Genomic DNA, 19,861 nt, shown 5'->3' with positions numbered 1-19,861 from the left:
CGGGCCGGTCCGTGCCTTACCCCGGCGGTGGGTCGGGCCGCAGGATCGAGGCATGACCAACGCTCTGATCATCATCGACGTCCAGGAGTCCTTCCGCGCCCGCCCGCTGTGGCGTGCCGTCGACAACCCGCAGATCGCCGACCGGGTGGGCCGGCTCGCCGCCGCCGCCCGGGCCGCCGGCGACCTCGTCGTGTGGGTGCTGCACGCCGAGCCCGGCAGCGGCGACGTCTTCGACCCGGCGAGCGGGCACGTGCGCGTCCTCGCCGAGCTTGCGCCCCGGGCCGGCGAGCCCGTCATCACCAAGACCTCGCACAACGCGTTCACCACGACCAATCTGCAGCAGTTGCTCACGGCCCGGGGAGTGCGCCGGCTGACGGTCTGCGGCATCCGTACGGAGCAGTGCGTGGAGACCACCGCGCGGGTGGGTGCCGACCTCGGCTACGCCGTCACGTTCGTCACCGACGCGACCGCGACCTTTCCCATCCCGCACCGTGACGCCCCCGCCGGCCAGACCCTGGAAGAGATGCTGGCCGACCCGCGCACGCTGCCCGCCGCGGCGGTGACCGCCCGCACGGAGTACGCCCTGGCCGGCCGCTTCGCTACCATCGCCACCGTGGCCGAGCTGACCGGGGAGCTGACCGGATCGTGAGTCGCGTCGTGTTCGTGCTCGTGCCGGGCCTGCACCTGCTGGACCTCGCCGGCCCGGCCCAGGTGTTCTCGACCGCGGCCGACCACGGGCACGACCATGTCCTGTCGTACGTCGCGGAGCAGCCCGCCGTCCGCACCCACCAGGGCGTCGAGCTCCGCGCCGGCACCGCCTGGCCGCGGCTGGGCGCGGACGACCTGATCGTGGTGCCGGGCTGGCGCGCGCCGGGGCTGACCGGCACGGGCCCCCTCGGCGACCGCACGCTGGGCCGGATCGCCGCCCACCACGCCGCGGGTGGGACGGTCGCCAGCATCTGCGCGGGCGCCGACGCGCTGGGCCGGGCCGGGCTGCTCGACGGCCGCCGCTGCACCACCCACCACGACGTCCAGGAGGAGCTCGCCCGGCGCTATCCCCGGGCGAGCGTGGTCCGGGACGTGCTCTACGTCTCCGACGACCGGGTGGTGACCTCCGCGGGCATCGCCAGCGGCATCGACCTGGCCCTGCACCTGGTCGCGGTGCGGCACGGCCCGGCGGTCGCGGCGCGGGTGGCCCGCGAGATGGTCGTGTACGCCCGGCGCAACGGCGACGAGCAGCAGTCCAGCGCCATGCTGCGGTACCGGGCCCACCTGAGCGACGCGGTGCACCGCGTGCAGGACCGCATCGACGCGCACTTCGCCGAGCCGCTGCCGCTGGCCGAGCTCGCGGCCGCGGCGGCGGTCAGCGAGCGCACGCTGACCCGGCAGTTCGAGGCCGCCACCGGCCAGACGCCGCTGCGTTACCAGCAGCTCCTGCGGGTGGAGCGGGCCGAGCACCTGATCGGCCACGGCGCCACCGTGGAGGCCGCCGCGCGTGCCGTGGGTTTCGGCGACGCCCGGATGCTGCGCCGCCTGCGTGCGCGGGTGCCCGTCACACGGTGACGCCCGCGTGGCGGCGGACCAGCTCCGCCAGGTCGTCGCGGGTCGGGCCGGCGGGCACCGGCGGCCGCCAGCCGCGCGCGTAGATCTCCCGGGCCCGCGGCTCCACCTCGCCCAGCGTCGCCGGCAGCGCATTCATCGTCAGGTACGGGCCGATCACCCGCATCAGCGACGGCTCCGCCTGCCCCGCGGCGACGATGTGCCCGGAGGTCAGCGGGCGGTCGAGGTCGATGTCCTCGCCGGACCACAGCCGCACCTCGTCGGCGTCCCAGGCCACGTGGTCGTCGAACCAGGGCCGGATCTGCGCGGTGCACCAGGCGTCGAGCTCGCGGGTGGCCGACTCGACGTCGGCGCCGAGGATCCGGACGAACTGCCGGGCCTGCATGAGCGAGGTCGCGATGCCCCGCCCGGCGGTGGGGTTGGTGGTGCAGACCGCGTCGCCGAGGTGGACCAGGCCGGGCAGGGCGACCTCGCCGTCCTCGTCGAGCTGCCCGCGATAGCTGTTGTGCAGCCGGGCGCCGGGCAGGACGCCGGTGATCGGCTCGGCGCGTTCCGGTGCCGTCCACTCGTCCAGCCCCGGAATCACGCGTACGGCCGCCTCGAACGCGTCCCGCTCGCGCAGGCCGGCCAGCTCCCGGTCGGAGCTGAGCCGCGAGATCATGACCGACACCGTCCGGCTGTCCTGCAGGAAGACCGCGGCCAGATATCCGGGGAAGCGGGTGACCAGCCCGGGCGGCGCGTTCACCGGTCCCGGCTCGGCCCCGGGCCGCAGCGCGTACTGCCGGGAGATGTACGCCAGCCCGCAGTCGCCGCCGATCGCCGGGGCGCGCCGGACGCCGGCGATCCGCCCGGAGCGGCCGGAGGCGTCGACGACCAGCCCGGCCCGCAGCTCGGCGCCGCCGACCCGCAACCCGGCCGCCCGGCCACGCTCGCTGAGCACCTCGTCGGCGTGCCCGGCGACGAAGGTGACCCCCGGCTCGGCGACCGCGGCCGCGCGCAGCTCCCGCTCGAAGACCATCCGCCGGCAGTGCAGGCCGACCACCATCGGCGGCACGCCTTCGCCCATCGGTACGACCGACAGCTCCGCGCCGGCCGCGACGAGCGCCTCCGCGACCTCGGGCAGCTCCGCCTCGAGCGCGCGGACGACCTGCCGGCGGATGCCGTGCGGGTGGTGGAACTGCATGACGCCGCGGCGCTCCCAGGTGCCGTCGGGGGCCGGACCCGGATCGCGGTCCACCACGGTGACCAGGTGCCCGCGGCGGGCGAGCGCGACGGCCGTGAAGAGGCCGGTCGGTCCCGCGCCGATGATGGCTACGTCCATGGCGGTCGATGCTAGGTGGGAGGCGAACACCGAGCGAGCGGTTTACCGACGCCGCCGGAGGTTACGCTCGCCACCTTCCGGTCCATCCACGATGAGGACGTCCGATGGCTGCTCCCCGTACACCGATCTCCCTCGGCACCTGGCCGACCCCGCTGGAGCCGGCCCCGCGCCTGGCCGCGGCGCTCGGCCTGGACGAACTGTGGATCAAACGCGACGACCTCACCGGGCTGGGCGGAGGCGGCAACAAGGTCCGCAAGCTGCAGCACCTGTGCGCCCTGGCGCTCGAGGCGGGCGCGACGACGCTGGTCACCACGGGCGCCGCCCAGTCCAACCACGCCCGCCTGACCGCGGCCGCCGCCGCCCGCCTGGGCCTGGCCTGCACGCTGGTGCTGCGCGGCGATCCACCCGGGACACACCGCGGCAACCTGCTGCTCGACGAGCTGGCGGGCGCGACGATCGTCTGGGCCGGCGACGCCCCGCTCGGCGAGGTGGCCGCGGCGCAGGAGGGCTACGTCATCCCGTTCGGTGGCACGTCCCCGGTGTCGGCCCGCGGCTATGTGGACTGCGCGGCGGAACTGCTGACCCAGCTGCCGGACCTGGCCGCGGTCGTGGTCGCGCTGGGCTCGGGCGGCACGATGGCCGGGCTGGTCGCCGGCCTCGGCCCGCACCGGGTGTACGGAGTGGACACCGGAGCGCTGAGCGCGCCCCGCGCCGCGGTGGCGTCGCTGCTCGACGGCATGGGCGCCGCCGTGGACCCGGCCGCCCTGCAGATCGACGACTCCCAGGTCGGCGCGGGCTACGCGGAGCTGACCGATTCCGTACGGTCGGCGCTCGTGCTCGCGGCCCGCACCGAGGGGTTGTTCCTCGATCCGACGTACACCGGTCGTGCCCTGGCCGGGCTGCGCGCCAACCCGCCCGACGGCAAGGTGGTGTTCCTGCACAGCGGCGGCCTCCCCGGTCTCTTCGGCCACCCCGCCCTGGCCTGACCGCCTCCTACCCGGGGAGGAGGCCTCGGACCCGCGGGCGGAGGAAGAGGAGCCGGGAGACGGCCAGGATCGACGGCATGCCAACCCTGTCGCGCCTGCACCGTCCGCTGCTGGCCTTCACCGCCGCCATGGCGGCGCTCGCCGTGGTCGCGGCGGCGGGCCTCGTCGCCGATCCCCGGGTCCTGACCGGCATGCCGATCTGGGCCAAGCCGCTCAAGTTCGCCGCGTCCTTCGTCCTCTACGCCGGCACCCTCGCCTGGATGCTGTCCCTGCTGCCGCGCCGCTGCCGCGCCGCCGAGCGGGCGGCGACCGTCGTGGCCGCGGTCGGCGTCGTCGAGATGGCCGTCATCGTCGGCCAGGTGCTGCGCGGCACGACGAGCCACTTCAACGCGCGCACCCCGTTCGACGCGCTGCTGTGGCAGCTCATGGGCACCTCGATCATGGTGCTGTTCGCCGGCCATCTCGTCATCGCGGTCGTGGTGCTGCGGGCCCGGATCGCCGACCGCGCCGCCGCCCACGCCGTACGGTGGGGCCTGGGTCTGGCTCTGCTCGGCATGCTCGTGGCGGTGCCGATGACGCTGCCCTCCGCGGCACCGCCCGGCCAGGCCGCCATCACCGGCGCGCACAGCGTCGGGGTGGCCGACGGCGGCCCCGGACTCCCGCTGCTGGGCTGGAGCACGACCGGCGGCGACCTGCGCATCGGTCACTTCGTCGGGCTGCACGCGCTGCAGGCCCTGCCGCTGCTCGCCCTGCTGCTCAGCCGCCGCTTCGACGCCCGCACCCGGGTCCGGTTGCTCGCCGTCGGCGGCGGCGCGTACGGCATGCTGACGCTGCTGCTGACCTGGCAGGCGCTGCGCGGGCAGCCGTTGCTGCGGCCCGACGCGCCGACCCTGGCCGCCGTCGCCGCGCTGGCCGCCGCCACCGCCGTGGCCGCGACCGCGGTGGTCCGGGCGGGGCGCCCGGAACTGGAGCTCGCGGCATGACCGCCGTCCTGTCCGCGCCGGGGCCCGTCCCGGAGGGCCTCTAGGGTGAGGGGCGTGGGATGGGTGGGCCGGCTCTTCGACGCACGGGACACGTTCGTCCGCATGCTGCTGCTCGACCTCAGCGGCGTCGGCTACCTCGTCTTCGGCACCGAGGCGGGCCGGTCGCCGACGCGCACCCAGTGGGTCCTCGCCCTGCTGGCCTTCGCCACGGCGCTGGCGCTGCACCGGCGGCGGGTGGCGAACCTGCTTGTCCAGTCGGCGCTGCTGATCGCCGCGAACCTGCTCGTCCGGGACCAGATGATCAACGAGGTCGGCACCTCCTGGGCGCTGCTCGAGCTGACCATGGCGACCCCGCGCCCGCGGGTGTACGCCGCCGGAGCCACCCTGGTGGCGGCCATCCACCTCGTCGCCGGGTACGCGCACGACCCGGACCGCTGGGGCACCCCCGTCTTCGGCGCGCTCGTGGTGGTCGGCCTGCCGGTGCTGCTCGGCCTGGTCATCCGCACCACCCGCGAGCTCGGCCGGCAGGCGGAGGCCAAGGCGGAGGCCGAGCGGCAGCGGCGCGAGTCGGAGAGCCGCGCGGCCCGCGCCGACGAGCGCAGCGCCATCGCCCGCGAGTTGCACGACGTGGTCGCCCACCACGTCGCCTCGATGGTGCTGCGGGTCGGCGTGGCCCGGCACGTCCTGCCGGACGCGGACCCGCGGGTCACCGACGTCTTCGACGACGTGCACCGCACCGGCGCCGCGGCGCTCGCGGACCTGCGCAGGCTGGTCGCGGTGCTGCGCGATCCCACCGTACGCACCGACGCCGCGCTGACCGCCATCGAACCGGCCGCGCTCCCCGCCGCCCTGGCTGCGGCGGTGTCGACGGCGCGGCAGGCGGGCCTGACCGTCGACTGCACGATCGACGAGGAGGCGGCATCCATCGACGCGGTCCGCGGCATGGCGGTGCTCCGGCTGACCCAGGAGGCCCTGACCAACGTGGCGAAGCACGCCGGTCCCGCGGCGCACGCGCGGCTCGTCGTACGGGTGGAGAACGGCGACGTGCTGTGGTCGGTCGCCGACGACGGCGGCGGCGTCGTGCCCGCCCTGCCGTCCGGCGGAGGTCACGGACTGACCGGCATGCGGGAACGCGTCGAGGTCCTCGGCGGCCGGCTCACCGCCGGTCCGGCGGCCGGCGGCTGGCGGGTCTCGACGACCTTGCCGGCCGTCCCAGCTGCCCCCGCAGCCTCCCCGGTCCCCGACGTCACGACTCCGCCAGCTGGCGCCGGCCTGCCCCCGGAGGTCATCGCATGATCCGGGTGCTGCTGGTCGACGACCAGCCGCTCATCCGAGCCGGGCTCCGCATGCTCTGCGAAGCCGAACCCGACCTCGACGTGGTGGGGGAGGCCGAGAACGGCCGCGACGCGATAACCCTGGCCGCCCGCCTGACCCCCGACGTCATCGTCATGGACCTCCGGATGCCCGGCGTCGACGGCATCGCCGCCACCGGCCGCATCCTCGCCGCCCGCCCGGCGGCGAAGGTCGTCGTCCTCACCACCTTCGGTGACGACGACCACCTCTACCCGGCGCTGACCGCCGGGGCGTGCGGCTTCCTGCTCAAGGACGCACCCCCGGCCGAGCTGCTCGACGGCATCCGGCGGGCGGCGGCCGGAGACAGCCCCTTCAGCCAGGAGGTGCTGCGCCGCCTGGTGCACCGCGCGGTCGAGGCCCGGACCGGCCGGCCGAGGCGCGTGCCGGGCCTCACCGCCCGCGAGCGGGACGTGCTGGAGCTCGTCGCCGAGGGCCTGTCCAACACCGAGATCGCCGAGCGGCTCCACATCGGAGTGACCACCGTCAAGACCCACGTCACCAGCCTGATGGCCAAGACCGACAGCCCCAACCGCGTCCGCCTGGCCCTCTTCGCCCGCTCCGCCTGAGTCACCCGGCGCGGCGGGGGCGGTGCCCGGCACCGTGACCTGCGCCACGGAACCCGGCGGGCCCGCCGCCGGGATTGTCGGCGGAGGCCTCAGCCCGGCTGCGGGCCTGCCGATGGGTACGGGAAGAACGACCTACCGTCGTGACGGAGCCTAGAATGAGCGTAATCGGTGCCGGGGTGTCCGCCCTCGGGACGGGGCAGAGCCTTGCCGGCGACGCGGCCTCGGCCGCGACCGAGGCCGTGACGGAGGCACTCGGCGGCCGGGTGCCGGCCGCCGGTGACCTCGTGGTGGTCTTCCCCACCTTCGACCAGGACCCGCACGCCGTGCTCGCCGCCGCCGAAGCGGCCGCGGGCGAGGCGACGCTCGTGGGCTGTTCGTCGTACGCGTCGTTCACCACCGCCGGACACGTGCGGGCGGGCTGCGTCGCCATCTACATCCCCGGGGACGGCGCCTCGATCGGCGTCGCGGCCGAGGAGCCGCTGGGCGCCGACATCGCCGGGGCCTCCCGCCGCGCCACCGAGGCTGCCCGGGCGCGGGCGGGCACGGAGCACCCGCATTCGGTCCTGATGGTGCTCTCCGACGGCCTCGCCGGTGACCAGCGCGAGGTGCTGCGCGGTGCGTACGCGGTCGCGGGCGCGATGGTGCCGATCATCGGCGGCGCGGCCGCCGAGCCGCTGCGGATGGAACAGACCTATCAGCTGGCCGAGGGACGGGTGCTGCACAACGGCGTGGTTGCCATCTGGTTCAACTCGCCGTCCCCGCTGGGTGTGGCGACCGAGCACGGCTGGCGGCCGACCGGCGAGACCATGATCGTCACCCGGGCCGAGGGCAACGTGATCCACGAGATCGACGGGCGCCCGGCCCGCGAGGCGTATCTCGAGATGCGCGGTGGCGACCCCCGCGACGACGCCGGGATGGCCTTCGCCGGTCTGGTCATGGACCGTCCGCTGGGACTGCCGAACGCGTCCGGCCGCTTCGACGTCCGGCACATCCTCGACTGCACTCCCGAGGGCGGTCTGGTGATGTTCGGGTACGTCAGCGACTACTCGGTCGTGCAGATCATGGAGAGCGGCTTCGAGGAGCTCATCGACGCCGCCGGGCAGGCGACGGCCGCGGCCGTCGGGCAGCTCGCCGGTCCGCCGCGCGGTGCGCTGGTGTTCAGCTGCACCGCGCGCACGGCCCTGTTCGGCGACCGCGTGGACACGGAAGCCAAGGCCGTCTCGTCGGCCCTGGCCGGAGCGCCGGCCGGCGGCTTCTTCACGTACGGGGAGTTCGCCCGGGTGACCGGTTCGAGCGGATTCCACAACGCCACCGTCGCGGTGCTGGCCTTCTGATGACCGGCACGATCTCGGGGCCCGACGTCCGGGACGACAGCGACGAACTGGAACGGCTGCGCGAGGAGGTACGACGCCTGCGCGCCCAGATCACCGCGTCGCAGACCACCTCGGCACGCGCGCTGTCCCGGGCCACCCGCCTCGCCCAGGTGGTGAGCGTGCTCGGGCAGCTCACCGACGTGGACGACATCTTCGCGCGCGCCGCCGGCGAGGTGGCCGAGCTGTTCGCCGCCGACATCGCCCTCTTCTGGCTGGTCCGCGACGGCCGCACCGAGCTGGCCGGCTCCTGGGGTGTCCCGGCGCACGACCTCCCGGCCGGGGCCGCCGAGCTGCCGGCCGGCGTGGAGTCCGCGACCGGGGCCGAGCCGCTGGTGTCCGGCACGGCCGACGACGTGCCGGTACCACCATGGCTGACCCCCTACGACCCGCGGCACGTCGTCTGGGCGCGGCTCGCCACCGGCGACGAGACCCTGGGACACATGCTTCTGGTGCGCCGCACCGAGGCGCCGTTCGACAGCGCCGACGCGCTCGAGCTCAGGGCCGTCGCCACCCGGGTGGCACTCGCCGTGGACAACGGGCGGCTGCAACGCCGCACCCACGCCCAGCTGCAGCGGCTGCACCGGCTCCACGAGCTGACCGCCAAGCTGGTGGGCATGCTCGACCTGACCGAGGTGGTCCGGGCGATCGCCCGGATCGTGACCGCCGAGGTGCCGGTCGACGGCGCCGCCATCCATCTGCAGCGCGGCACGGTGGTCGAGCTGGCCGCCACGGCCGGCGACGCACCGCCGCCCGGCCTCGACCCGGCGGACCCGCCGCCGGGGGTGCGGGTGCTGCGACTCGGCGCCGGCGGCAAGGAGCTGGGGCTGCTGATGGTCCGCGGTGCTCCGCCGGTCGACAGCGAACCCGACGCCCTGCTGCGTCACCTCGCCGACCTCGCGGCGCTCGTCATCTCCAAGGCGCTGCTGTTCGAGCGGGTCAGCGACCAGGCGCAGCGGGACCCGCTGACCCGGCTGGCGAACCGCGCGCTCTTCATGGAGCGGCTCGAGCAGGCGGTCGCCGACGCGCGGCGCACCGGCGGCACGATCGGCGTGATCTTCGCCGACCTGGACAAGTTCAAGGCGGTCAACGACACGTACGGCCACGATGTCGGCGACGCCCTCCTGGTCGGTGTGGCGCAGCGGCTGTCCGGGGCGATCCGCGTCCCCGACCTGCTGGCCCGGCTGGGCGGTGACGAGTTCGTCGTGCTCTGCGAACAGCTGCCCGGGCCGGAGGAGGCACGGGCCGTGGCGCGGCGCCTGGAGGAGGTGCTCACCCCGCCCTTCGAGTTCGGCGGCACACGGCTGCTGGCCGGCTCCAGCTTCGGTGTCGCGGTCACCGACGAGGTGGGCTACGACGCCGAGGCGTTGCTGCGCGCCGCCGACGGGGCGATGTACCGGGCCAAGGGCAGCCGGCTCGCGCCGCCCGGCAGGAGACCGGAGCCGATCGCCTCGCCCTGAACGGCGACCGGCGTGGCCCGGGATCCGGCTCGGTCAGAGGGCGTGCCCGGCGAGCCAGGTCTCCACCGTCTCGATCACCTGCTCGGGGGCTCGGCGGGCCCAGAGGAAGTGGTCCCGGGTGGTCTCGATGCGGGTGCGTTCGACGTGCGGTGGGAGCCGGCGGGCGAGGTGGTCCACCGCGGCGGTGGTGATCATCCGGTCGCCGGCGATGCCGGCGAGCAGGACCGGCGTCTCCAGCCGGGCGAGGGCCGCCTCGTAGTCGGTGCGGTCGCCGTGCAGCCGGTAGCGTCCGTGCCGGGCCTCGTACCCCCAGTCGGCCATCAGCGTGCGCGGCTGCCGGCCCGCGAAGCCGAGCCGGTGGCCGGGCCAGTAGCCGAGGGAACAGGTCACCGCGCCCACGAAGCGGACGCCGGCGGCCCGGCTGGCCCGGCCGAGGCGGCTGCGGCGGGCGGCGGTGGAACTGGTCCCGGTGCCGACGGTGACGATCGCGTCCGCGCGTACGGTCCCGGCGGCGCCGGAGAGCAGCGCGAGCTGGCCGCCGAGACTGTGCCCGACCAGCGCGACCTTGCCGGTGGCCGGGACGGCGGACCCGGCGAAGACCGCGGGCAGGTCGACGTTGACCAGGTGGGCGTAGCCGAACGATTCCTTGCGCAGGTCGGTGACCGGGCTCTGTGGCATGCCGCGCAGCTCGACGCCGACCAGGTGCCGGCCCCGGGCGGCCCAGGTGTCGAAGAACTTGCCGTAGTAGGCCAGCGGCACGCCGAGGGCGGGCAGGAAGACGATCGATGCGGCGTCGCCGGGCGTGCCGTACTCCTCGACCGTGAGCGTCAGCCCGTCCGGGGTGACGACGGGATGGATGCGCGGTTGCATCCCGACAGCTTCACACAGGCGGTAAAGCCCCGGCACACCCAGGCGGTGGAACCGGGCGCCCGTGGGCGATTGATCACGGTCGAATGTAAATTGTGTGTGTCGTCACTTTCTCGGGTGGCCAGGTGACCGTTATTGTTGCGGAGAAATGGCTCCCGCATTCTGGATTTGTTTTGACCGCGGTGTCGGGGAGCAACAAGGATCGGAGGCATGCTGTTGCGTGACGCACGACTGACGTCCCGCCTCGCCATCGACCTTCTCCGGTGTGCGAGTGCCCGGTGTTGCGCCCGCTAGTCCTCCGGTGACCTGACCGGCAGACCATGCGTCGCGGGCGATGGGGCCCGGGCGGAACGGATCGTCGTCACCAAGTCCCACAGTCGACGGTCGACAGTCGGCTCCGCTCCCGCGAAGCCGGTGGCTGTCGGCCGGGTCCAGGCTCCCGCTGAGCCCACCGCTCGGCTGAGGCCACGGCTAGGCCGACGCCACGGCTTGGCTGGGGCTACGGCTCGGCTGGGGCCACGGCTAGGCCGACGCCACGGCTTGGCTGGGGCTACGGCTCGGCTGGGGCCACGGCGCCGGCTTGGCCCGAGGCGGCGGTTCGCTCGAGGTTGAGCGGACCTGGAGCGTGGTGTGGTCCAGGCTGTCGGTGCGCGCCCTGGCGTGGGGTGAGCCCGGCCGTGGGTGGGCCGGAGCATGGGTGGGCCGGGTCTTCCGGTCCGAAGTGGTGGCTCGGTGACCACCGGGGCCGCGCCGCTCGGCGTGACTCCTTCTTTCGCATGAACTTGTCGCGCATCGATGCGCTTATAATCCTACTGAACACGTGGGAAAAGTATTATTCAACCGCCGCCGAGATCCGGCAGCGGTGACATCTCCGGAGGTCAGCATGTCCGTTCTCGCCGTCGCCGACCTGTTCCCACGCCGCGTCCCGCCCGCCCGCCGCGGTCCCGGCGGCCGCCCCCGGAGCGCGCGGCTGCGGCCGGTCGCCGGCGATCCCGTCTCGTCGGTGACCCTGACCATCACGCTCGGCGAGCCGGGCTCCGAGGGCGGTGAGCGGCTCCTCGAGGCGCTGCGGGACCTCATCGCGGCCGCCGGCCCCGGTGCCGACATCGCGCTGGGCACCCCGGTCGTCGCGCCGCCGGCGGCCCCCGAGCCGGAGGAGCCCCGCGCCGGTCTGCACCTGGACCTCAGGCCGCGCACCGCCACGCTCGACGGCAAGCTGATCGACCTGAGCCGCCTGGAATACGAGCTCCTGGTCTTCCTGGCCCGCAACCCCCGGCAGGTCTTCGGCCGCAACCAGCTGCTCGGCCACGTCTGGGGTCACACGCACACCACCGTGCGGACGGTGGACGTGCACGTCAGCCGGCTGCGCACCAAGCTGGGCGACCCGGAAATCATCACCACGGTGTACGGCATCGGCTACCGCCTCGCCGAGGACGCCGCCATCACCATCACCGAATCCTGACCACCGGCCACCCACCGCCGGCCACCGGCATCGACCACCCCACCGCCAAATCACCGCCCACCGGCCATTGGCACCGCGCCATCGGCCATTGGCACCGCGCCATCGGCCATTGGCACCGCGCCATCGGCTATCGGCACCGCGCCATCGGCCATCGGCACCGCGCCATCGGCCATCGGCACCGCGCCACCGGCCACCGGCCGGGCGGTCCGCGCTATGGTGCGGCTGGCCGCACGATCGGTCCGGCGCGGTCCTGGCTTCCAAGGCCTCCCTTGCCTATCGTGCTGATAGAGATTGGGGGTGCCATGCGGCGCACGGTGGCGGTGGTCGGAGGCGGGTGCTCCGGTGTCCTGGTGACGCGGGAGTTGCTGCGATGCGGCGAGGACGACCACGTCGTCCTGGTCGAGCCCGGCGAGCCCGGCGGCGGGGTCGCGTACGGCAATGCGCAGCCCTGGCACCTGCTCAACTCCCGCGCCGGGGCGATGAGCGCCGACCCGGACGACCCCGACCACTTCGTGCGGTGGTCCGGTGCCGCTCCCGCCGATTTCCGGCCGCGCCGCGAGTACGGCCGCTATCTGCGCGCGGTGTTCGACGAGGCGGTGGCGGCCCATCCCGGGCGGGTCGAGGTGCGGCGCGCCCGGGCGACGCGGATCGTGCCGGGGGCCGGCGGTGGCACGGTCGTGCCGGGGGCCGGCGGTGGCACGGTCGTGCCGGGGGCCGGCGGTGGCACGGTCGTGCCGGGGGCCGGCGGTGGCACGGTCGTGCTCGACGACGGCACGCGCGTGCGCGCCGATCATGTCGTGCTCGCGGTCGGGGGTCCCACCGTGGCGCGGCAGCCGTTCGAGCATCCCCGGTACATCGACGACCCGTGGCGGCCCGGTGTGCTGGAGGCGCTGCCGGCCGACCGGCCCGTGCTGCTCGTCGGCACGGGGCTGACCGCGGTCGACGTCGCACTCACCCTGACCGCCGACGGCCGCCGCACCGCGCCCGTGGTGGCGATCAGCCGGCGTGGCCTGCTGCCGCTGACCCACACCGTGGACGCCGCGCCGCCGGCCGTGCCCGACCTCGACGACTGTGCCACCCTGCGCGACGTGGTCCGGACCGTACGGGCCGCCGCCGGCGAGGCCGCGGACTGGCGGCCGGTGGTCGACGGGATGCGGCCGTACCTGGATCGGCTCTGGGTCGCGTTGACGCCGCAGGAGCAGGGCGCGTTCCTGCGGCATCTCGCCCGGGCGTGGGAGTGTCACCGGCACCGGATGGCGCCCGAGGTCGCCGCCCGGGTGGTGGCGCTGCGGGAGGCCGGGCTGCTGGAGATCCGCCGGGGTGGCGTCGCCGCCTGGCCGGGCCTCGCCGACTACGCCGCGGTGGTGAACTGTGCCGGGCCGGGCCGGCTTCCCGGTGCCGCGGGCCCGCTCGTGGGTGCCCTGCTGGAGGAGGGGCTGGTGCGGCTGGGTCCGCACGACCTGGGCCTCGACATCGATCCGGCGGGCCGGCTCGTCGCCGCCGACGGCCGGGTCCACGAGCGGCTCTGGTTGATCGGCCCGCTCCGCCGGGGCGCCCAGTGGGAGACGACCGCGGTGCCGGAGATCCGGGCCCAGGCGCACCGCCTCGCCACCGATCTGCGCCCCCGTCCGGCGCTCGCCGGGGTGGCGTGAGGTCGCCCAGTCCGACCCACGAGGCGGGAGCGGAGGCGGAAGGCGCCGGGAATCCCGCGGCGGAATCGTCGGGCCGGAATGCCGCAAGGGCGGCCCGTCGATGATCGGACGTCCCCGGCGGGGATTGTCGGATTGTCAATCATGAACAGCCTCGGCATCCCGGCTGAGTGATAGCCCGGTGATATGCAAGGAAGGAAGTCGCAGCTCAGGGGTTATTTGACAAACATCTCGGTGACGTTCGGTAGGACATTGTTGCCTTGAGTTGTCATTGATTGTTCTCAATACTACGGGTGGCACTCGGTACGCCGAGCCCCCGGCGTACCACCCATCCCCCTGGGAGGACCCCGTGCGTATCCCCAAGCTCGGCCGGCCGACCGTCGGTCTCGCCGTCGCACTGCTGGCCGTCAGCGTTGTCGCGTCACCCGCCTCCGCCGTCCCGGCCGGTCCCGCCGCCGACCCCTCGTTCGCGCCCTCCGCCCTCGCCGCCAGCCTGGACACCCGGCTCGGCGACCGTGCCGCCGGTTCCTACGTCGACTCGGCCGGCAAGGTCGTCGTCAACGTGACCGACGCCGCGACCGCCCGGTCCGTGGCCGCCGCCGGCGCGCTTGCCCGCTACGTCACCCGGAGCGGCGCCGCGCTCGCCGCCGCCGACGCCACCCTCAAGGCCACGCTCACGACGCCCGGCACCTCGTTCGCCCTCGACCCGGTGAGCAACCAGATCCTGGTCACCGCCGACAGCACCGTGACCGGCGCCAAGCTGGCCGCCGTACGGGCCACCGTCGCCGCCGTGGGCGACCGGGCCCGGGTCGAGTCCGTCCCCGGCACGCTGGCGCCCATGATCTCCGGTGGCGACGCCATCTACGCCGGTGGCTCCCGGTGCTCGCTCGGCTTCAACGTCCGCAGCGGCAGCACCTACTACTTCCTGACCGCCGGGCACTGCACCAACATCGGCTCGACGTGGACGAACGGCTCCACGACGCTCGGCACCCGGACCGGCAGCAGCTTCCCGACCAACGACTACGGCATCGTGCGCTACACCAACACCACCATCTCGAAGCCGGGTTACGTGGGCTCGCAGGACATCACCAACGCGGGCACGCCGGCCGTGGGCACCACCGTCTACCGGCGCGGCAGCACGACCGGCACGCACTCCGGCCGGGTCACCGCCCTCAACGCCACGGTGAACTACGCGCAGGGCACCGTCTACGGCATGATCCGCACCACCGTGTGCGCCCAGCCGGGCGACTCGGGCGGCCCGCTCTACGCCGGCACCACCGCGATGGGCCTGACCTCCGGCGGCAGCGGCAACTGCTCCTCGGGCGGCACCACCTACTTCCAGCCCGTGACGGAGCCGCTGAGCGTCTACGGCGTCTCGGTCTACTGAGCCATACCTCCACCACAGGAAAGGCCCCGGCCGCCCGCCGGGGCCTTTCCCTTGCCAGGCGTCAGGAGGTGGTGCCACCGCCCGAGGTCCCGCCGGTCGCGGTGCCGCCGGTCCAGTTCGTGGCGCCACTCGCGACGGTACGGCCGGGAGCCAGGTTCAGCGTCTTCCCGTCGGAGAAGGTCACGTTCTGCGGCGTACCGGTGATGTTCGACGCCACGTACGTCCGCGAGCCGTTCTTGATGAACACCTTGGCCAGCGGATGGTTCGAGGTCACCCCGGTCTCCACCTGCCCGAGGGCGGCGAGGTTGCGGATCCAGTGGAAGGTGTGCGCCCTGCTCTCGCCTTCCTCGGGGGAGTAGGCGCCGCTCGCCCGGAACTTGGCCAGCGCCGCGTCCGGGTCGCCGAGCGCGAGATACTGCCACAGCATGTCGCGCCAGACCGTCGGCTCACCGCCGTTGTTGCGGACCAGCTCCGCGTACGTGTTCCGCACGACCGCCGGATAGTCGCCGAGGTAGAGCTGACCGCCGGTCATCGGCAGCATGTTGATGCCCACGACCATCGCGTGCTCGCCGGAGAACCAGGTCGCGTACGCCCCGCCGGAACCCCACGCGATCGCCGAGTAGTTGTGCCCCCAGTTGGCGGGGAAGTTCTCGTTCCGGACGTCGAACCAGTACTCGTTGATCGCCGCGGCCTGGGTGGTGTGCAGCCAGATCCCGGCGTCGCGGACGGCGGTCTTGCCGGTGACCTGTCCCCACTGGATCAGTGCGTTGGCGAAGTTCTGACCCTCCGAGGAGGACTCCTGGTTGTTGCCGGCGCCGAACGCCCCGTGCCCGGAGGCCCAGTCGTGGCCCGCGTAGATGTCGAAGTCGCGCAGGTACGGGAACCGCGTGTCGCCGCGGTCGTAGTTGTTGGCGTCCCGGATGAGCAGGTCGACCATGCCGCCGTACCGGCTGTCCGAGGCCCACCCGGGGTCGAACTTGGCCAGGGTCGCCGCCGCGGCCACGAAGTAGCCGTAGTGGAAGTGGTGGTCGTTGAGGTCCTCGTCGGAGAAGTACGACGCCGGATAGCCGATCAGCGTCCCCCAGTTGCGGTCGTAGTAGAACAGCCGCCCGGTCTTGCCCGCCGAGGCGGTGAACCAGTCGGTGAGCCGGGTCCGGATGACGTGCAGCGCCGAGTCGCGGACCGCCGTGAGGCCCAGCTGGTCGGCGATCTCCGCGATCCGCGCGGCGCGGCCGAGGCCCTTGCCGGTCCAGTACGTGTCGTCGCCACGGAAGGCGGCCGGGTCGGCCAGCTCGTCGTTGAGGTACGTGGTGATCTGGGCCAGGTCGGCGCCGGCCGAGTCGCCCACGGCGGGGAGCTCCGGCAGCACGCCGGTGTACTTCATGGACGTGCCGAACGACGTACCGGTGACGATCTTCATCGGGCCGCGTGGCGAGACGTAGGTGCGGGTGAGCGGCGAGCCGCTGGACAGGTAGCGCCACTGGTGCGGGTAGAGGGCGATGACCGTGCCGGAACCGCTGCCCTCGCGCGCCGTCGTGGTGAACGAGTACGTCGTGCTCACCGTGCCGGCGCTCTGGTTGTAGGCGTACGACACGCGGGTGCCGGTGACGTGCTGGTGCGCGTACCGGCCGAAGGTGTCGGCGAGGGCGATCTTGTCGGCGGTGCTCGTGCCGGCGTCGGTGGGCAGGACGGCGACGGAGAAGTACCCCTTGCCCGCCAGGCTGGAGCGGATGGTGCTGCCGCTGAGCGTCCAGGTCGCGCCGGTCGGCCCGTAGGCGACGTAGTCGTGCCCGCCGATCGAGAAGCCGATCCGGGCGCCGGTGTTCTGCCAGGCGGTGGGCGGGCCGGTGATGGTGAGCAGCGCGTCGCCGCCGGTGGCCTGGAAGAACGTCAGGGGCAGGCCGTGGCCGACGGTGGCCTTCAGGGTCCGGGTGCCGTCGCTCCACGAGGGTGTGACCGTCCAGTCGCTCCAGCCGTCGACCAGCGCCTGCGTCGCGTGCAGCCCGGCGACGCCGGCCACGACGTGCTGGGCGTACGGGTAGTGGTACTCGCCCAGCCCGGTGCCGCTGCCGCTGATGGCCGCCTCGGTCTGGTAGGACAGGCCCAGCCCGCCCGGCACCGGCCGGTAGGCGGCCGGCCCGGCGTAGAGCGGCTGCGAGAAGTTGCACTCGTCGCCCTTCTTGAACAGCAGCGAGGACCACCAGTCGTTGGTGGGTACGGGTCCCGCGGGCGCGTTCGCGGTCACGTACCGCCGCGGGTTGGTGGAGAGGTCGCCGCAGCCGGTGGGGAGCTTGGCGCCCGGCGGGAGGGTCTCGGTGTAGCTGCCCGCGCCGACGGTCGCGGCCTGGGCGCCGCTGGCGACGGAGACGGACGCCACCCCGGCGCCGAGCACGAGGGTGACGGCGGTGGCGAGAGCGGTGAGGCGTCGCCGGGGACGGAGGTCGGCGGAGGGGACGGCGGAGGAGGGGACGGCGGTGGGGGCGAGGAGGCGGCGGGGGGCGGCGGGATGCATCGGTACCTCCGGGGGATTCGGGGGTCGCCGGAGCGTGAGAGAGCGCTCTCACGATGCCGCCACGGTAACTGTGGCCAGTTTGTTTCGTCAATGTGTACGACGGTAAATAGGCACAGCTCAGCGGGCGTCTGGCAGGTTCTCCTCGGCCACCCGCTCCTCGCCGCGGCGGCGCAGCAGCTTCAGTCCCGGCAGGCCGACGATGGCCAGGTGCAGGTCGTTGGTGACCGCGAGCAGCGCGTGCAGGTCCGGTCCCACCTGGTCCAGCTTGCCGAGCAGCGGCATGACGTCGTTGCTGAGGTGCTCCCGCAGCCGCGGCAGCTCGTCGATCATCTTGATCGCCGCGGTGACCTCCTCGGGCGTCAGCTCCTCGACGAAGCGCGCGGCGAGCGGGGCGGCCCGGCGCAGCGTGGGCGCGTAACCGTCGAGCAGCTCCTTCGCCTCCGTGGACGTGCCCCCGGCCTGTGCCACCACCGCGGACGCCGTACTGGTGATCGCCGCGACCTCCTGCACCGCGAGCGCCGCCGCCGCCAGGATCGCCTTGGTCTCCCGGACGGCGTCGGCGGCGTCCGCGACGGTCCCGCCCACGGAGCCGACCAGGGTGCCCGCCTCGCCGGCGGTGCGGTCGACCCGCGCCACCAGCGTCTGCGCCTCCCCGGCGGTGTCCAGGACCCGCGCCATGATCGCCTCTGTCTCCCGGGCCGCGCCGTCGATCCGCGCCATGACGGACTCGGCCTCCGCGGCCGTGGCGGCCACCCGGGCCATGATCGTCTCCGCCGTCGCGGCGGTGTCTCCCACCCGCGCCATCAGGGCCTCGACGTTCTCGGCGGTGCCACCGGCCCGCGCGACGAGGGCCTCCACGTCACCGGCGGTGCCACGGGCCCGCGCGACGAGGGCCGCCACGTCGTCGGCCGTCCCACCGGCCCGTCCCACCAGCGCGTCGGCCCCGGTGACCGTGCCGTCGACCCGCGCCATCAGGGCGTCGGCGCCGCTGACGGTGCCCTCGACCCGCTTCACCAGGGCGTCTGCCCCGGTGACCGTGCCGTCGACGCGGGCCATCAGGGTGCGGGCGCCGCCGACCGTGTCGTCGACCCGGGCGATCAGGGACTCGACGGTGTCCACGGTGCGCTCGATCCGGTCGATCAGGCCGTCGGCGCGCTCGGCGAGCACGGTGACCCGGCCGACGAGCAGCTCGGTCTGGCCCAGCAGGCTCAGCAGCCGCACGGGCACGGTGGCGAGGGTCGCGGCCGTGCCGACCACCTGGCCGACGGCGTAGCGGGAGAGGTCGAGGAGGGCGGCGGGGGACGGGAGGAGGGACATGCCCCCATTGTGCCCACCCCGGTCCATGACCAACCGTACAAGTGATCATGCACAGAGTGTTCTGACATGAACCTCCCGCGCAAGGCTTGGGATCTCGCCGCGAGCACGGCACTATGCATGGGTGCGGCACACCCGGCAGTGGATCCTCGCGCTCGCGATGGTGATCATCGTGGGTGGCGTCGCCCTGATCGGGCTCGGCATCCAGGACGGCCGCGGTGGTTCCGGGCTGCTGCCCAGCTCGCTGACGATCGGCGGCGACACGTCGTCGCCCCGCACGGCCACGCCCCGCGCGACCTCCCGCGGACCGAGCCCGGAGGAGCTGGCCAAGGCCGAGCGGGCCCGGCGGGCCAAGAAGCTCGACGAGGCGCTGAAGCAGGTCGCCGCCGAGGCCCCCGAGTTCTCCGTCGCCGTGCTGAACAGGCGGACGGGTGAGCGCTACTCCTACCGGGGCTCGGCGGCCTACGACACCGCCAGCATCGTCAAGGTGCAGGTGCTGGCCTGCCTGCTGCTGCGGGCCCAGGACGAGGACCGCGAGCTCACCCCGGGGGAGCGGGCGCTGGCGGAGCCGATGATCCGGCGCAGCGACAACGACGCCACCTCCAAGCTCTTCGAGCAGCTCGGCGGCCGCATCGCCGTCACGAGGTGCAACGAGCGCCTCGGCCTCACCGAGACGCGGGTCAGCGCCGCCTGGGGCCTGACCACGACGACGGTCGACGATCAGGTCACCCTGCTCGACGCGCTGGCCGACACCCGCAGCCCGCTGGACGCCGACTCGCGCCAGACCGCGTTCCTGATGATGAGCACGGTGATCGAGAGCCAGCAGTGGGGCGTCCCGGAGGTCGCCGAGCGGGGCGAGGCGGCGACCGTCAAGAACGGCTGGGACACCCGCACGGCGGACGGCGGCCGGTGGGCGGTCAACTCGATCGGCCGGGTCGTGTCGGCGGACGACCAGACGGACGTCTCGATCGCGGTCCTCTCGCACGGCAACCCGTCCATGAACGCCGGCATCGAGCTCGTCGAGCGGGTCGCCACGCTGACCCGGCAGCACCTCAAATACTGAACGACCGC

At 74.0% G+C, this 19,861-nt stretch carries 16 protein-coding genes; 12 read left to right on the top strand and 4 right to left on the bottom strand.

Annotation, left to right across the window (positions count from 1 at the left end):
* Window positions 1-52 precede the first annotated feature (52 nt).
* Both IEY99_RS12955 and IEY99_RS12950 read left to right on the top strand, forming a co-directional pair.
* Entirely contained in the window at window positions 53-649 is a 597-nt protein-coding gene (locus IEY99_RS12955; protein ID WP_189202813.1) for a cysteine hydrolase family protein, read from the top strand.
* On the top strand, window positions 646-1,563 hold the full coding sequence (locus IEY99_RS12950) for a GlxA family transcriptional regulator (protein ID WP_189202811.1): 918 nt from the start codon (window positions 646-648) through the stop codon (window positions 1,561-1,563). Before IEY99_RS12955 ends, IEY99_RS12950 begins: the two co-directional genes overlap by 4 nt.
* Here the strand turns inward: IEY99_RS12950 and IEY99_RS12945 are convergent.
* Window positions 1,553-2,881, bottom strand: a complete 1,329-nt coding sequence (locus IEY99_RS12945) for an FAD-dependent oxidoreductase (RefSeq protein ID WP_189202809.1) — start codon at window positions 2,879-2,881, stop codon at window positions 1,553-1,555. The genes IEY99_RS12950 and IEY99_RS12945 overlap by 11 nt on opposite strands.
* A 104-nt stretch (window positions 2,882-2,985) precedes the next feature.
* Between IEY99_RS12945 and IEY99_RS12940 the strand changes: the two genes are divergently transcribed.
* The 6 genes from IEY99_RS12940 to IEY99_RS12915 all read left to right on the top strand — a co-directional run bounded on the left by IEY99_RS12940 (window position 2,986) and on the right by IEY99_RS12915 (window position 9,599).
* Complete coding sequence (locus IEY99_RS12940; RefSeq protein WP_189202807.1) at window positions 2,986-3,867, top strand: pyridoxal-phosphate dependent enzyme; 882 nt, start codon at window positions 2,986-2,988, stop codon at window positions 3,865-3,867.
* A 77-nt stretch (window positions 3,868-3,944) separates the two neighbouring features.
* A complete protein-coding gene (locus IEY99_RS12935; protein WP_189202806.1) occupies window positions 3,945-4,850 on the top strand; it encodes a hypothetical protein in 906 nt (301 codons plus the stop codon).
* A gap of 54 nt (window positions 4,851-4,904) precedes the next feature.
* Window positions 4,905-6,146 (top strand): sensor histidine kinase, encoded by a 1,242-nt coding sequence (locus IEY99_RS12930; protein ID WP_189202804.1) that lies wholly within the window; start codon window positions 4,905-4,907, stop codon window positions 6,144-6,146.
* Window positions 6,143-6,769 carry a response regulator gene (locus tag IEY99_RS12925; RefSeq protein ID WP_189202802.1) on the top strand — a complete coding sequence of 209 codons (627 nt, stop codon included), beginning with the start codon at window positions 6,143-6,145 and terminating at the stop codon, window positions 6,767-6,769. The genes IEY99_RS12930 and IEY99_RS12925 overlap by 4 nt, the downstream gene beginning before the upstream one ends.
* 155 nt (window positions 6,770-6,924) lie before the next feature.
* Window positions 6,925-8,103 carry an FIST signal transduction protein gene (locus IEY99_RS12920; protein WP_189202801.1) on the top strand — a complete coding sequence of 393 codons (1,179 nt, stop codon included), beginning with the start codon at window positions 6,925-6,927 and terminating at the stop codon, window positions 8,101-8,103.
* Window positions 8,103-9,599, top strand: a complete 1,497-nt coding sequence (locus IEY99_RS12915; RefSeq protein WP_189202799.1) for a sensor domain-containing diguanylate cyclase — start codon at window positions 8,103-8,105, stop codon at window positions 9,597-9,599. The genes IEY99_RS12920 and IEY99_RS12915 overlap by 1 nt, the downstream gene beginning before the upstream one ends.
* Window positions 9,600-9,632: 33 nt before the next feature.
* Here the strand turns inward: IEY99_RS12915 and IEY99_RS12910 are convergent, their stop codons facing one another.
* The gene (locus IEY99_RS12910; RefSeq protein ID WP_189202797.1) at window positions 9,633-10,469 is read right to left on the bottom strand and encodes an alpha/beta fold hydrolase; all 837 of its coding nucleotides are present in this window, start codon (window positions 10,467-10,469) and stop codon (window positions 9,633-9,635) included.
* An 880-nt stretch (window positions 10,470-11,349) separates the two neighbouring features.
* Here IEY99_RS12910 and IEY99_RS12905 point away from each other — a divergent pair.
* The 3 genes from IEY99_RS12905 (at window position 11,350) to IEY99_RS12895 (ending at window position 14,964) form a co-directional block, all read left to right on the top strand.
* Window positions 11,350-11,928, top strand: a complete 579-nt coding sequence (locus IEY99_RS12905) for a winged helix-turn-helix domain-containing protein (protein WP_189202795.1) — start codon at window positions 11,350-11,352, stop codon at window positions 11,926-11,928.
* Window positions 11,929-12,278: 350 nt separating this feature from the next.
* The gene (locus IEY99_RS12900) at window positions 12,279-13,580 is read left to right on the top strand and encodes an FAD/NAD(P)-binding protein (RefSeq protein WP_229798587.1); all 1,302 of its coding nucleotides are present in this window, start codon (window positions 12,279-12,281) and stop codon (window positions 13,578-13,580) included.
* Between the two features lie 346 nt (window positions 13,581-13,926).
* The gene (locus IEY99_RS12895; RefSeq protein ID WP_189202791.1) at window positions 13,927-14,964 is read left to right on the top strand and encodes a S1 family peptidase; all 1,038 of its coding nucleotides are present in this window, start codon (window positions 13,927-13,929) and stop codon (window positions 14,962-14,964) included.
* 61 nt (window positions 14,965-15,025) lie between these two features.
* On the opposite strand, the gene IEY99_RS34895 is transcribed toward IEY99_RS12895, so the two are convergent.
* Complete coding sequence (locus IEY99_RS34895; RefSeq protein WP_189202789.1) at window positions 15,026-17,476, bottom strand: glycosyl hydrolase; 2,451 nt, start codon at window positions 17,474-17,476, stop codon at window positions 15,026-15,028.
* A gap of 117 nt (window positions 17,477-17,593) precedes the next feature.
* A complete protein-coding gene (locus IEY99_RS12885; RefSeq protein ID WP_189202787.1) occupies window positions 17,594-18,793 on the bottom strand; it encodes a hypothetical protein in 1,200 nt (399 codons plus the stop codon).
* Window positions 18,794-18,914: 121 nt separating this feature from the next.
* Here IEY99_RS12885 and IEY99_RS12880 point away from each other — a divergent pair, with 121 nt between their 5' ends.
* Window positions 18,915-19,853, top strand: a complete 939-nt coding sequence (locus IEY99_RS12880; protein ID WP_229798585.1) for a serine hydrolase — start codon at window positions 18,915-18,917, stop codon at window positions 19,851-19,853.
* Window positions 19,854-19,861 lie beyond the last annotated feature (8 nt).

This window comes from Couchioplanes azureus (genome assembly GCF_014648355.1).
Classification (GTDB): domain Bacteria; phylum Actinomycetota; class Actinomycetes; order Mycobacteriales; family Micromonosporaceae; genus Actinoplanes; species Actinoplanes azureus.
Note: the sequence above shows the minus strand (reverse complement) of the source record. Positions and strands in the feature narration are given on the sequence as shown.